This window comes from Clostridium drakei (genome assembly GCF_000633595.2).
In the GTDB taxonomy this organism is placed as follows: Bacteria; Bacillota; Clostridia; order Clostridiales; family Clostridiaceae; genus Clostridium_AM; species Clostridium_AM drakei.
This window is the reverse complement of sequence record NZ_JIBU02000008.1, coordinates 68,284-83,292: the sequence shown is the minus strand read 5'-3', so window position 1 is coordinate 83,292 and position 15,009 is coordinate 68,284. Positions and strand designations below refer to the sequence as shown.

The 15,009-nt window shown below is 27.9% G+C and carries 12 protein-coding genes and 1 riboswitch; of the genes, 6 read left to right on the top strand and 6 right to left on the bottom strand.

The window, feature by feature from the left end:
• Positions 1-325: 325 nt before the first annotated feature.
• Positions 326-414, top strand: a riboswitch (cyclic di-GMP riboswitch).
• 132 nt (positions 415-546) lie between these two features.
• On the top strand, positions 547-1,533 hold the full coding sequence (locus EG57_RS0204400; protein ID WP_032076069.1) for a 3-oxoacyl-[acyl-carrier-protein] synthase III C-terminal domain-containing protein: 987 nt from the start codon (positions 547-549) through the stop codon (positions 1,531-1,533).
• Positions 1,534-1,570: 37 nt separating this feature from the next.
• Complete coding sequence (locus EG57_RS0204395) at positions 1,571-3,103, top strand: methyl-accepting chemotaxis protein (protein WP_032076068.1); 1,533 nt, start codon at positions 1,571-1,573, stop codon at positions 3,101-3,103.
• Positions 3,104-3,253: 150 nt separating this feature from the next.
• Here EG57_RS0204395 and EG57_RS0204390 read toward each other — a convergent pair whose 3' ends face one another.
• Both EG57_RS0204390 and EG57_RS0204385 read right to left on the bottom strand, forming a co-directional pair.
• Positions 3,254-3,697 (bottom strand): GNAT family N-acetyltransferase, encoded by a 444-nt coding sequence (locus EG57_RS0204390; protein ID WP_032076067.1) that lies wholly within the window; start codon positions 3,695-3,697, stop codon positions 3,254-3,256.
• An 83-nt stretch (positions 3,698-3,780) separates the two neighbouring features.
• A complete protein-coding gene (locus EG57_RS0204385; RefSeq protein ID WP_032076066.1) occupies positions 3,781-4,161 on the bottom strand; it encodes a winged helix-turn-helix transcriptional regulator in 381 nt (126 codons plus the stop codon).
• A 132-nt stretch (positions 4,162-4,293) separates the two neighbouring features.
• Between EG57_RS0204385 and EG57_RS0204380 the strand changes: the two genes are divergently transcribed.
• On the top strand, positions 4,294-4,947 hold the full coding sequence (locus EG57_RS0204380) for a flavodoxin family protein (protein WP_032076065.1): 654 nt from the start codon (positions 4,294-4,296) through the stop codon (positions 4,945-4,947).
• Between the two features lie 119 nt (positions 4,948-5,066).
• Here EG57_RS0204380 and EG57_RS0204375 read toward each other — a convergent pair whose 3' ends face one another.
• Positions 5,067-6,017, bottom strand: a complete 951-nt coding sequence (locus tag EG57_RS0204375) for a flavodoxin family protein (RefSeq protein WP_032076064.1) — start codon at positions 6,015-6,017, stop codon at positions 5,067-5,069.
• A 223-nt stretch (positions 6,018-6,240) separates the two neighbouring features.
• Between EG57_RS0204375 and EG57_RS0204370 the strand changes: the two genes are divergently transcribed.
• From EG57_RS0204370 to EG57_RS0204355, 3 genes are all read left to right on the top strand, one after another.
• The gene (locus EG57_RS0204370) at positions 6,241-7,521 is read left to right on the top strand and encodes a PucR family transcriptional regulator (RefSeq protein ID WP_032076063.1); all 1,281 of its coding nucleotides are present in this window, start codon (positions 6,241-6,243) and stop codon (positions 7,519-7,521) included.
• A 457-nt stretch (positions 7,522-7,978) separates the two neighbouring features.
• A complete protein-coding gene (locus tag EG57_RS0204365; protein ID WP_032076062.1) occupies positions 7,979-9,217 on the top strand; it encodes a flavodoxin family protein in 1,239 nt (412 codons plus the stop codon).
• Positions 9,218-9,386: 169 nt separating this feature from the next.
• Entirely contained in the window at positions 9,387-9,929 is a 543-nt protein-coding gene (locus EG57_RS0204355) for a PadR family transcriptional regulator (protein ID WP_032076060.1), read from the top strand.
• Positions 9,930-10,249: 320 nt separating this feature from the next.
• Here EG57_RS0204355 and EG57_RS0204350 read toward each other — a convergent pair whose 3' ends face one another.
• The 3 genes from EG57_RS0204350 to EG57_RS0204340 all read right to left on the bottom strand — a co-directional run bounded on the left by EG57_RS0204350 (position 10,250) and on the right by EG57_RS0204340 (position 15,006).
• Positions 10,250-10,936: an ABC transporter ATP-binding protein gene (locus EG57_RS0204350; protein WP_032076059.1), complete on the bottom strand. Its 687-nt coding sequence runs from the start codon at positions 10,934-10,936 to the stop codon at positions 10,250-10,252.
• A 21-nt stretch (positions 10,937-10,957) separates the two neighbouring features.
• The gene (locus EG57_RS0204345; protein ID WP_032076058.1) at positions 10,958-13,450 is read right to left on the bottom strand and encodes an ABC transporter permease; all 2,493 of its coding nucleotides are present in this window, start codon (positions 13,448-13,450) and stop codon (positions 10,958-10,960) included.
• 176 nt (positions 13,451-13,626) lie between these two features.
• Positions 13,627-15,006 (bottom strand): sensor histidine kinase, encoded by a 1,380-nt coding sequence (locus EG57_RS0204340; RefSeq protein WP_032076057.1) that lies wholly within the window; start codon positions 15,004-15,006, stop codon positions 13,627-13,629.
• Positions 15,007-15,009: the final 3 nt, after the last annotated feature.

The following is a 15,009-nucleotide window of genomic DNA, read 5'->3' as shown; positions in this document are numbered from 1 at the left end:
TTTTTTTAGATAATTTTTTCTGTACAAAAGCTTTAAAAGCCTTTTTATTTAAAGTTCCTGTTAGAACTTCTTTTTTTGCTTCTTCAATTCTTTCCTGGTAAAAATTCACGCACCAATAAACAAGAAAAAAACTTAATAAAGCAACTATATAAAATAAATAATTTTCATCTTGCAGTTTTTTTTCATATTTTTCTATAAGCTTAGTAAAATTAATCCCTGAAACAATAGCATTAGGTGCTATTTGTATAATCTATTCATATAACTATATAAATAAAATGTTCCCATTGAATTTTGTAAAATTTTGGTGTAGTATAGTTTATATAAATATTGATAATAGCACACTTATCGAAAGGTAAGGTCGCAAAGCTATGGGTCTTAAGAAATTTGCTTTTCTATGATTGCCAGGTTGCCAAAGTTAATTTATCTCAAGAAACTCATGTATATTTGTGTGTCTATTATTTAGTAGTAAATAATAGACACTTTTAATTTTTTAAAAATAAGCTTTATAAAGTTATAAAATGTTTCTTTAAGGAGGGCATAATAAATATGGGAGTAAAATTAAGTTATATTGACGTATGTCATGGATCAAAGGTGGTTTCAAATGATTTTTATATTGAACATTTTAGAAGACAAGACAAAGATGTCAAGCATCTACTGGAAGATGTGATGGGCAGAGATAAAAGATATATGCTGAATGATGGTGAATCGGTCCTTCAACTCGTTATAAAAGCAGGAAAATCTGTATTGAAGAAGGCTAATCTTGAAGGAAAAGACATTGATGCAATTATATATTCCTCAATATTACCAGAATATGTATCACCTGCAACCTCAATTTTTATACATAAGGAATTGAATATGAGTGCTAATGTAATGTGCCTTGATGTCAATGCCAATTGCGCTGGAATGGCTATTGCTTTTGAAAATATGTCAAATTATCTTATGTCATCAAAACATGCCAAAAGAGCTCTTATTATTGGTTGTGATGATGATAACGCTATTATAGATCCTAACAATGAACTGTGTTATGGCAATTATGGTTATGCAGCATGTGCAATGATTTTAGAAAAAGTTGATGATGATTGTGGATTAATTGATAATCAATATTATGTAAATACAGCTATAGTGGACAAAGTTCTTTATCCAAGCCATGGATTTTCAGATTTTTTAAAATCAAAAAATTTGGATGAACTTTATCTTAAGTGGCTTCCTTTTAGTGTTGAAAAATTGATTTCAAATGCTGTTGACATTATGGAAAAGATGATTAAGCAAAATGGAATTACAAAAGATGATATAAGTATGTTTTGCTTTTCACAGCTTGCAGTTAAAAATATATATAAAATAAGACAAGCTATGGGTATATCTGAAGAAAAAAGTTTATATATTGGCAACAAATATGGGTACACAGGTACAAGTAGTCCGTTCATAGCACTTTATGAGGCTATAGAAAAAGGTAAGGTAAAAAGGGGAGACTATGTAATGATTTGGACATTTGCTGCAGGATCACAGGGCATAGTTATATTATTGAAATATTAAATAAGTTTCAAATAAAATTATATAATGGAGGTATTATATGGAATATACAGAAAACTTTCAAAAAACATTCAATAAGAAATCTTTAAAACTAGTTTTAACAATTTATATGATATGTTGCATTATGTCTTTTATCTGTTTTTCTGGTATGAAATTAATTGGCATAAACAATGAAATAACTTCAACTGCCTTAGTTATACTTGGAATACTTGTTGCTATTTATGGAATAGTATTTTACAAGTGCTATAAATGGGTAGCTGCCTATGATGGTGATGACTCAAAAGCTTTGAATATAACTAAAACTTTAACTTTAGCAATAACGTATTTCCAATACTTGTATCTTAATTTTACTATGCATTTAAATTCTGTATGGATGATAGCTATTTTTTTTGTTATTCTTGGAGCTTTGTTCTTTGATATTAAAATGATAATAGCTTCAATAGTATTAAGTGCTTTATGTATTGTAATAGTATTTATTCATAATCCATCTATTCTTAGATATGAAAGATTGGCAAGTGGAGAAATATGTATGACTGTAGTTGCTGTAGCTATTACTTTTACACTCCTCTTTATAATGGTTTATATAGCATCAAAACTCTTGAAATCAATTAGTAAAAAAGAAGCTGAAATTAAGGAAGAAAACGAACAATTACTTGAACTATTTGAAAAAATATCTGAAATTTCAAATACTATCTTATCATCTAGTGAAAATTTAAGTACTGCTATTGCAGAACAAACAAGTTCTCTTGTTAAAGTTTCAGATGCAACAAGTCTCGCATCTCAAAACTCTGATGAAATGCTTGATAAATCAAACAACAATGAAGCTATTCTTCATACTTTGTTAAACACTAATGAGATCGTTGTTGATAAGATCAAAGATAGTAAAAATAAGATAAATAACCTGATGGAAATTACAGAAGAGAATCAAAAATCATTGAATGATACCCTTGCAATTATTTTAGATATAAAAGATAAAATAGGAAATACATTTGAGTCAACTAAAGACCTTGAAGAAAAATCTGCCAAAGTCGATGAAATATTGAATATTATTGGAAATATTTCTGAACAAACTAATCTTCTTGCTTTAAATGCTTCAATCGAAGCAGCAAGGGCAGGTGAGTATGGTAAGGGTTTTGCAGTGGTGGCAGATGAAATTAGAAAACTTTCTGAAGATACAAAACAATCTTTGGATCAGGCAAGTGCAATAGTAACTGAATTAAAAAACAAAATTAACATAGTACAGAATCAAATGAGTAGTAATAATAAAAAATCCCTTGAAGGAAACAGCATTATAAATGAAACTGTAAGTAGAATAAACGATATGAACAAGCATTTAAAATCATTTAACAGCAATGTTGTTGATATAAGTGAAGCATCCAATACTTTATTTTCTCAGACTGAAAATGCTGTTAAATTCAATAAAAAAATATCAGATATAACTAAAAACACAATATCAGAATATAGTACTGTAGCTGAAACAATTTCTCAAAATGCTGCTGCAGGTGAAGAAATTGAAGCAAATATAAATGAGCTGAAAAATATAGCTAAAAACATGAATAAACTTGTAAAATAAAAAATATAAGAACTAGGGAGATAATGCCTCTAAATTTATTGGAGAAGCCTTAAAGTTTTATACTGAATGGAATGTACCTAGATTTGAGTAAATCAAATCTAGGTACATTGTTAAAATACGAACTTAAAAATCTCAATATTTTAAATCGTTTTATTTTTTATATAACATATCTATATGCGGAATATTATCTTCTAAATATTCATCTGAAACTTCTTTAAAACCAAGACTTTTATAAAAATTAATTAAATATGCCTGTGCTTGAATTTTAATCTCTTTCTCATTTAAATTTAATTCTATAAAATTGATTGCTTTTAACATCATTTCTCTTGATATACCTTTACCTCGATAATTTTTATTTACTAATACTCGTCCAATAGATATTTCATCATATGAAACACCTTTCTTCAAGATTCTTAAATATGCAATAATTTTATCATTATCTTGAAGGTACAAATGATATGCATTTTCATCTTTGCCATCACAATCTTGGTAAGCACATTGCTGTTCTACAATGAATACTTTATTTCTTATTTCTAAAATTTTATATATTTCTTCAACTTTTAATTCTTTAAACTTTTTTAATTGCCAATTCAATGCTTTTCCTCCTTTAGTTAGTTATATATTTACATTTAAGTTATTTAACAACAAAATTATGTATTAAAGTACATAGTAATCAATTAAAAATTTGATTTCGCCTTATCAAGTTTAAGTTGTTCTTCACCCCATATAGACAATTCATTCAATGCAGGCAATAATGCTTTACCTCTTTCTGTTAGTGCATATTCAACTTTGGGTGGAATCATTTCATATTGAATTCTAACAATAAGATTATGTTCTTCTAATTCTTTTAAAGATTTTGTAAGCATCATATTAGTAATACCTTTAACTTTTCGCTTTAATTCATTATATCTAGTAAAATTGTTTTCAAATAAATACCACATGATAGGCAACTTCCACTTTTGTCCAATAATTTCCAATGCATATATAAGTGGACATTTTGTCTCATATATATTATTACCATCAGTAAATTGCTCATTGCAATCCGTGTCATTCCTCATAATCACACCTCTTTTAAATTTAATAGTATACTTTTTATACTAGAGCAGAAAAAGCTGCGTACTTATATATTTATACCTTTATGATATATAATTATATCATAAATAAAAAGAATAAACATGAGGGGTGTTGTTATGAAGATTTATGCTATTAATGGAAGTCCAAGAAAAAATAAAAATACAGCTACATTACTTCAAAAAGCTTTAGATGGAGTAAAAAAAACTGCAAAAGATAAAGAAATTGAAACTGAAATAATTAATTTATATGATTTAAATTATACTGGGTGTAAAAGTTGCTTTGCCTGTAAAAAACTTGGTGGTAAAAGTTATGGAAAATGTGCTATAAAAGATGATATTTACGAAGTTTTAGAAAAGGTATCTCAAGCTGATGGACTTATTTTTGGTTCACCAATATACTTTAGTAATATAACAGCTCAACTACTGGCTTTTTTAGAAAGACTATTATTTCCTTATTTAGTGTATGATAAAAATTATTCTTGTATTGCACCAAAGAAAATGCCAACAGCATTTATTTACACAATGAATGTTCCAGAAAATCTTATGGAACAAATTGGTTATCCAAAAACCTTCAATCACATTGAACAAACTATTGAACATATATTTACAAAACCATTAGTTATGTATTCAAATGATACTTATCAATTTGATGATTACTCAAAATATGAATCTAGCGCCTTTTCTGAAGAAGCAAAAGCATCACATAGAAAAATACAATTTCCTTTAGATTGTCAAAAAGCATTTGAATTAGGTGTAAATTTAATAAAATAAATTATTAATTAAATAACTCCATTGAAATATTGAATTAAACTTTATATTTCAATGGAGTTTTATATTTACTTAATTATACTTTGATACTATTATTTTACATCAAAACTTCATATCCATTCTTAATTTATTTCAATTGTAGGAAATTTTAAATCCTTATATTTAGCAAACTTTTCCTTAACTCTTCTTAGATTTTCTTCTGTATAAAAACCACCTTGTGTATGAATAATTTCCTTTACATGTTCTTTTCTACCTTCAGTATTTGTACGATCTCGACTTAATCCATCTTCTTGAATTACAAACTTCCACTTACCTTCTTCTGTCTTTTCTAAATTTCCACCTGCACCACAAACTTGACATTCAACTGGAAAATATAATCCGTCCCATTGAGGTTCCCCTAAAATTAGTGCGTTTGAATGACAATTTGGACACCATCCCATACCTTCATCACCAAGCCATGCTCTTTCTGATACTGGTGTGTTTAATGATTTCATGATATTTTCACCCATCTTATGAGCACGTTCAATCATATTATCATGCAATAAACATTGTTTTGGTGCTGGTACTCTTGTTGCTAAATACATATCTACTACTTTAAAGTCATTGGTAAAACATGTAGCTTGCATACTTTCTAAAGCCATTGATTGCCATGAACGAGTAGATCCTCCAACTGCAATTAATCCTGCAACTCTATCTCTATGTTCGATTGCTCCAATTGATTCTAAAAATGCTGATTCATATGCAAGATTTCTATGCATAAATTTTGAAAATGTTGCTGTTGGCATTAAATCATATGTTGGTGCTGATGCAATTATAGCATCTACATTTAACATAACATCCATTATTGCCTGCTTATCGTCTTCTTTGCTTAATGTACACCCAACATTTTTTCCACTACTCATACCATGTGTACAAGCTGTGCATCCTGAACATTCAATAATATTGTAATCTCTTAAATTGATCATTTTAACTTCTGCGCCTTGTTCTTGACAAGCTAATAATGCTTCCTTTAATAAAATTTCAGAATTTGAATTCTTTCTTCCTGCAGTGATACCTAATACTGTAAAAGCCATAATGTAATCTCCTTTTGATAATCTTAATATTTTTCTTAAAGCGTTTTATACTTTTATGTTTTATTTTTTTAAAGATATGAATTTCCGCTTACAAAATCAAATCATTTGTTATAATGTTAACATGTGAAGACGTTGAATTCATCCAAAATAAGTCTTAAAATAATTTCTAAAATTGCTTACTAATTAGACATTTTTTTAATTCACATAAAATAAGGAGAAACTTATGCAGAAAAAAAATGATTTATATAAAAAGAAATACGAAATTTATAATAGTTTATTTACTGAAAATAGTATAGATGGAATTCTCAACATAGGTGAAAACTTTTTAGGTAATCCTATTTTTATTTTAGATACCAGTTATCGCATTATCACTCGCTCAAATTTGGCTAAACTTGACAACTCAAGTATAGAAACTTATAACGGAGAAAGTTATCTTTTGCTAGATATTATTCAATTAATGAAAAAAAATAAATGTATTGATAAAATCTATAATTCAGATAACGCCTTTTTTTATAACTCAGACGAGATTTTAATTTTTTGTTCTATTAGAATTAGTAATATTACTGTTGGATATATATCTGTTTTACAAAGTAAAAGAGAATTCAATGATGAAGATTTAGAATTGACAAATGTGCTATCTAAGGTATTTTCCATTCAATTTCAGAAAGAAAATTTATTTATTAGTAATTCTGGATTAGATGAAGAATATTATTTAACAGATTTATTGATGAATAGAATAGATAACATTGAATACATAACAAAACGATTAAAATACATAAATTTTAATTTATATGAAAACTTCATCATACTTTCAATACCATTTAAACAAAAATATAATGATTATAGAGATAATTTCGGATTAAAGGAATTAATAAAAAACTTTAAGCATATACTAAGGAATTGTATTTCAACATATTATAAAGATAGGATTATTTTTCTTATAAGTAATGAACATAAAGAAGTTATTGATGATTCTCTTAAACAAACCCTTTTAGAATTTTTGAAATTAAACAATTTACAGTGTGGCATTAGCATGGTTTTCGAAAACTTATTAGATATAAAAGATTTCTTTTATCAATCTATATATGCTTTAAAGTTACCATCATGTATGAAAATAGATAATACTATAAATTATTTTGAAGATTATATAGAGTATTATTTATTTAATATATCTATATGTACAACCAATGATTCTTATAAAATAAATTTATTAACTTTAGTTCATCCTTGGATTAAAAAACTCATTAAATTTGATAATCAAAATAAAACAGACTTGCTTAAAACTTTAAAAACCTATATAGAAAATAATAGGAATGCAAATGCTACATCTATTCAATTAAATATACATAGAAGTACATTTTTTTACCGCTTTAATAAAATCCAGAATATACTTAATACATCATTAGGTAACAAGTATGATATATTCAAATTAGAACTTTCATTTAAAATTTTAAATTATAATGCATTAACAAAAAACATAACAGACTGTCATGAGTTTCAATGATAGATGAAATATTGATTTTACTAAGTTTGTATTCTTAATTAAAATATGCATTGCACCTAATAGAGCATTTTCATACTGTTTAATAAACTACTGAACGTGAATTGTATATTTTATATCCATCTTCATTATTCATCCATTATATAAATCACTTATTGCAAAATACTTCTTTGGATTAATTTGTAGATAATAATCTACAATATTATTTATGATTGAAGTTTTTATCATTTCTACATCTTCAATATAAGTATTTCCTCTACTTTACAGCTTATTAAAGAATATGCTTATTACATTATATTCATTTAAATTTTATAACGAAGCACTTGACAAAATATTCAAATTAAAGCTATTATATATATAAATGGTTATATATATAATAGCTTATATATGTAACCATTTATATATACGTAACCTTATTTTATATGTTACATTAAAAATTATAAATTGGAGGTGTCAATAAATGAATATAACAATTATTCATGGAAGTCCTAAAGGCAATAATAGCATAACAAAAAAACATACGGATTATTTAATAGAATGCATACCAAATCATAACTATACTGAATTTTATGTAGGAAAAGAAATTAAAAAGCTTGAAAATGACGCTTCATATTTCAACGCAATGATTAAAACTATACATGAAAGTGATATTATAATCTGGTCATTCCCTGTTTACTATTACATGGTTCCCTCACAATTGAAAAGATTTGTTGAGTTAGTATATAAAAAAAATTGCGTTTATGCTTTCAAAGGTAAATATTCAACTTCCATTTCAACATCAGGCAATTTCTTCGATCATGCTGCACACAATTACATGAATGCAGTATGTAATGATTGGGATATGAATTACATAGAAGGTTTTCCTGCAGAAATGTTAGACTTACTCAAAGAAGAAAAAAGAAATAATTTTATGGGTTTTATGGAATATTTTCTTTATATTTCAGAAAAAAAGCTTCCTATTTCAAAATCATTTGCACCATTACTAAGTAACAATTTTAATTATATACCTGAGCCTCAAATAAACACTAAAATTGTACTAGATAAGAAAATAGTCTTATTGACTGATGCAACACCATACGATTTGAACATAAACAATATGATTAAAACCTTCAATTCTTGTTTTGGTAACATAATAGACGTGATAAACTTGCATACAGTAAATATTAAAGGTGGTTGTTTGGGCTGTGGTCACTGCCTTTCTGACGGTAAATGCGTTTACAAAGACGGCTTTGAGGCACTATTTTATGAAAAAATTAATACTGCTGATGTATTGATATTTGCTGGTACAATGAAGGATAGATACCTAAGTGCTACCTGGAAAACTTTCTTTGATCGTAATTTCTTTAACGGACACAGACCTGTGCTAAATGATAAGTATCTTGGATTTATTATATCAGGTCCATTAAAGCAAAATTCTAATTTGAGGCAAATATTAGAGGGAACCTGTCAAATTTGGAAGACACCTATACTTGATATAATAACTGATGAATTCAATAATAGTTATGAGTTAACAAAAGAAATTGAGGCATTTGCAGAAAAAATTTCAAAAACATTGGAAATTAACTGGCAAAGAAGTGATTCCTTCCTTGGTGTTGGAGGCCATAAGGTTTTCCGAGATCTTGTGTTTAGCAAAAAATCTATTATGAAAGCTGATCATGAATATTATAAATCCCATGAATATTATGATTTTCCACACTAAAAGATTAAATAAAAGTTTAGTAACTTTTATGCTTGATAAAGGTTTTCCCTTCAGATATAATGAAAATTATATGCTAGGATATAAAAAACTACCAATACCATTCAAAGAAGTTATTAACTCAAAACAGATAAAAAATTATTACGGTATTTAAATACAGAAAGGAAATACTATGTCTCTAAGATACATTTTACTTGGTTTTCTTAATATTCATTGTATGACTGGTTATAAATTAAAGCAATTATTGGATTATTCTATAAATAATTTCTGGAGTGTAAACTTAAGCCAGATATATCCTACTTTAAATGAGATGAAAAAGGATGGGTTTCTCGATGTAGATATTCAGGTTAATGAGGGAACTCCTAATAGCAAAATTTATTATATTACTAAGAAAGGAAAGATAGAATTAGACAAATGGATGAAAGAAACAACCCCTCTTCCTCAGACTCGAAATCTTTTTCTTGCAAAACTTATGATTGGTACACACTTTAGCAAAGATTTGGTAATTACTCAATTGGAAGAACAACTATCTTTGCATGAAGAAGCACTAGAATCATTAAAAAAGAGTTTTGAAACCGAGCCTGTTTGTATGTGTAATATGGAGAAACACAAGCTTTTTCGTGAACTTATTATAGATGCTGGAATTAAAGAAGAAAAAGCATCTATTGAGTGGTGCAAAGAAACCATTGAAGTTTTAAAGGAAAGTAAATTTTAACCTGTCATAAAAGATCCCCTAAAGGGGCTATGAGTTTTGTTTATTCTTTTCTTTATGATTCCTCCACTCGTATTCACTCCTTTTATACTGATATTATAATAAATAATTTTGCTACTCGAAAAAACCGTACTAGATTTCTCCAGTACGGTCATTATTCGTGGTTTTTAATGATGGAGGCGAAGCACGATAGCTGAATGCTGATCATAGCATGTTCTTCATCCATCTTACTCCTCCCAAAACTTAACTACTCTTATTTGTCATTAAATAAATTTGCTTATTTTTATGGAGTAACTTCACCTATATGAGTAATTTCATCAAGGCTAAACAATTCCCCCATCCTTAATGTTCACTACTCTGCTACCATACTCAGCCGTTTCCATTGAGTGAGTAACCATTATAATCGTTTTTTTATTCTCCCTATTAATCTTTCTAAGTAGTTCCATAATCTCAGTTCCAGTCTTGCTATCAAGATTTCCTGTTGGCTCATCTGCAAAGATTATTTCTGGATTATTAATTAACGCCCTAGCTATTGCCACCCTTTGTTGTTGCCCTCCTGATAATTCCTTTGGAGTATGTTTTCTTCTTTCAGTAAGTCCTACAATCTCTAATATATTATCTAATTCCTTTTTATAATCCTTTGTTTTATTACCATCTAATAGCACAGGCAATAAGATATTTTCCTCTACATTCAAGTTAGGTATTAAATTATAAAATTGAAATACAAATCCAATATTTCTTCTCCTCATAACACTTTTTTTATCATCATTAAACTTTGATATGTCCTCCCCATTCATAAGTACCTTACCAGTTGAAGGCTTGTCTAGCCCTCCCAATATATACATAAGTGTACTTTTCCCAGACCCTGATGGACCCATAATTGATACAAAATCTCCCACATTAATCTTAATAGAAATGTCTTTTAATATCATTAATGACTCTTTGCCCATTTTAAATTCCTTAGTTATCTCTTTTCCTTCTAAAGCAATTTTTCCATTTATACTATTCATAATTAACTCCTCCCAAAAAAACTACTCTGCCTTTATCTTTTCAACTATTTGCATCTTAGTGTTCTTTATTATCGGAACAATTGAACCTACTAATGTTATAACTATTCCTATGAATCCTGCTATTAAAAATGTAGATAATTGAAAGTCTGGACTCATTGATATTCTAGGTCCTGCCACGATAAATATTGTTCTTACTTCTAAATAAGAAATTATCATACCAGCTCCAGCACCTATTATACCTGAAGTAAAACCTTCTATTAAGGTCATCTTTACACTCTGCTTTATACTAAGCCCCACAGCCCTATACATAGCTATTTCTCTTTGTTTTTGGATATAATTTATCAATAGATTGTTTATAATACCTATAGTGCTTAGTAATAAAATACAGTAAGTAAGACTATTTAATGGCTTTAAAAAGGCTGTTACCACTTCCAAACTATCCTTAGTAAACTCCTTCACTGTTCTGCTGTAATTTTCCTTATCTCCATGCATACTTCTTATTTCTGCCATTGTCCCCTCTGGATCTTTTGAAGTATAAACTACCAATCCATAGGCATTTTGTCCAAAGTCACTTTCTAAATATTTAGATGGAAGTACTGCTTGTGAGTTATTAGCTCTAGATTTGTAGATTCCAATTACTTTATATTTATATTTACTATTCCCCATAGCTACTTGAATCTTATCTCCAACTTTAACTTTAAGCGTTTTTATAAAGTCATAATTTAATAATATATTCCTATCCTCATTGAATTTCTTAATTGCATTATTCTTCTTTTCACTATCCTCATATTTTAATGCAAACATATCATTGTACTCCTCTAAGCTATGGACTCCTTCAACTCTATTCGTACCAAACCTGTCCAAAGTCATTGTTCCATTAATAACATAGAGTGGTAATACTGATTTCACATTGTCACTCTCTTTTAATCTATCTACAAAGGCCTTATCAATATTCTTAGCTTCTGTAAAGCCATCTAGTTTAGCTCCTTTAAATACATCTCCAATATAAGTACTTACAAAACTTCCTACTACAGTAATCACAATAACAGCTGATATACTTATAAAAAGAAGAGTAATGCTTTGAGTAACATTCTTATTACCTCTCATATTTCTTGCAGAAAGCTTTCCCTCATTACCTAAAATCACAGCATATACTTTTTCTAAAACTAAAGAAATAGCATCTGTAATTATAGGTATTAGGATAAGAGCAGCAACTATTAACGTTATTAAAGATATTCCTCCTCCAATTAATAGCATATTCCCTTTTAATATATTAGGCAGCAAAATTGATATAATAAATAAACCTACTGCAACTTTTATCTTAAATTTATTAGTCACACACTTTTCCTCTACTGTTCCTAATACAATATCCTTTACTGGAATTTCACTAGATCTTTTCACTGGAATATAAGCACTTAAAATTGACATAATAATCGCTACAAAGAATGTTATTATAACATTTAGAGTGGTAATAACCATAGGAATCTCTACTCCTTGTGTAAGATTTTCTGTCATTCCTCCCAGCATAAACTTTAATACAATTATCCCTAAAGGTATTCCTATCCCACCCCCTAATATTCCATAAACTAAGCTTTCTAATATAAGTATCTTTGTAACTTTCTTCTTAGTTGCTCCAATACTACGGAATGTTCCTATTACGGGTAATCTTTCAATTGTAATAACTTTATAGCTACTATATATAATAAAAACACTCATTGTTAACGAAAAAAAACTTATTAAGAGAAAAGGCATAGTTTTTTGTTTTGCATCCTGTTCTATTTGTTTTTCATCTACAACAGCAGTAACTTTATATTTATTTTGAGGTACATTTTTTGATACTTCTGTTATTAGGGTATTAGTATCAATATTTTCTTTAGGCTCTAAAAGAATTTCAGTATATTCATCCTTTATGTTCAAAATATCTCTTAAGGCTTCCTTTGGAATTAATGCATTAAATCCTCTAGTGCTTCTTAAAAATACTGTATCATAGGCTGCAATTCCATAAACTTGAAAGTTGATAGTTTTTTGATTAATTGTTATATTTATGTTGTCTCCCTTTTTTATCTTATATTTAGTTGTAAATTTCTCTGGAAGAATTATTTTATATCCACTAAAGTTACTTAAATCATTATCCATAAGCCTTGGTTTATTAATAGTATTAAGTCCATCTAAATCTGCTGCCAATATATCAAAGTTTTCAAAATATCCATTTTCACAATATAATCCTGTACTTTTTATTATTCCTACCTTACTTTTAATTTTGTCTAGATTTTTTACTACATCTTCTTTAATAAATTTAAATTGTTCATTTTCATTCTTCATTGCTTTTACACTTACTGTGGCAGTCCCTGAATATCCTCTTTCCATCTTTCTTTGAGCTGCTTTATAAGAATCTCCTATAGTAAGGGAAACAAATAATAAAGTAGTAGAAAATACTACAGATAGCAGCATAACAGCTGTCCTAGTCTTTCTTTCCTTAATGTTATTTAAAATATACTTAAATATAATTTTCATTTATTCACCCACTTTTTTATTTTCATTTTTAATAAAATAGGAGCAGCTGCGCCCACTAACTCCGTTTTATTTTTTGTTTAACCATATTTTCTGTACAAAAAAATTGTTAGCTTATTAAAAATAATAAACTAACAACCTTAATATCCATTTCATTTAACCTTAAGACTACCTTAATGTTAAAACTCAATTATAAATTTTGTCCCTTCTCCTAATTCACTTTCCACATAAATATTCCAATTATGTCCTTGAATTATTTCATTGGCTATAGCCATCCCAAGTCCTGTTCCTTCTGTCTTCTTATCCGTGTTTGCTCCTCTATAATATCTTACAAAGAGATTCTCTACTTCATCTTCACTCATGCCTCTTCCATTATCACAAATACATATCCTTGTATTTCCACATTTCTCTATAAGTATTTTAATCTCTGTGTCATCATCATTATGAATAATTGAGTTATATATTAGATTCATTAAAGCCCTTTTTAAAAGAAGACAATCATAGTCTATATTAATAACTTCCTCATCACTATGAAAATTAATGTTTTTATGCTTAAATTCAGGATTATTTAATATATCAATTGCAATTTCTTTGACAAACCTCACTATATTCCCGTTCTTTTTGTTTAAAGGCAGCATACCATTTTCAAGCTGATAGGTTAATTTCAAATCATCAATAAGCTTTTCTGCATAGAGAATATTCTTTAATATAGTTTTCCCATAAACTTGAGTTTTTTCCAAATTATTATTCCCAATTGGGTTAGCTATTAGCTCTGCATAGCCTTTAATAGGTGATAAAGGTGTTTTTAAATCATGAGTTATATTAGAAATCCACTCTTTTCTTAACTTATCATCCATATATCTCTTTTTCTCTCTTAATTTAAGCTCATTGTCTAACCTATTTAGATTCTCATAAATGACTCCAAATTCCCCTTTACTTTCTTTAGCCTCATAGTTTCTTAAGGATATTTTTTCTAAGCTCCTAATTATTTTAGACATTTCCCTGGTTAATCTAATGCCATAAACTCCCCCCAAAACAATAACTATAAAAATAATAACTCCAAGTATAGGGAGAATAATTGATTTACCACTTATAAATTCATTATTGTCTAAATACATAGTTACCTTAGATATTTTATTATAAAAGCCTATTAGGTAAACAAAGTCCTTTCCATCAAGGGTAACAGTGCTAATAAAGACTTCATTACTTTTTTGTTGCTTTAATAAATCAACTTGAGAATATCGCTGCTTTACATTTTTAGGTTTATTATAGCTTTCAATTTCATTACCATCCTTATCAATTATCTGAATCCATAATTTATTTTCCTTAAGCTTTTCTCTTCCCTCTTCCGTAATAAAATGCTTGTCTTTATTAACTGTAATTTCCTCTGAAAATTTCTGGGTGAAAATTCTTGGCCAATTACTCAATGCCATATCCCCATTAGGCTTCTTTATAGTAATAACTTTAAAAGTAACAACTATTATAACGACTAAAATAAGTATCAATCCAATAAATAAAGTAATATAGGTATGTAATAAACGTTTATAATCTACTTTCATGAA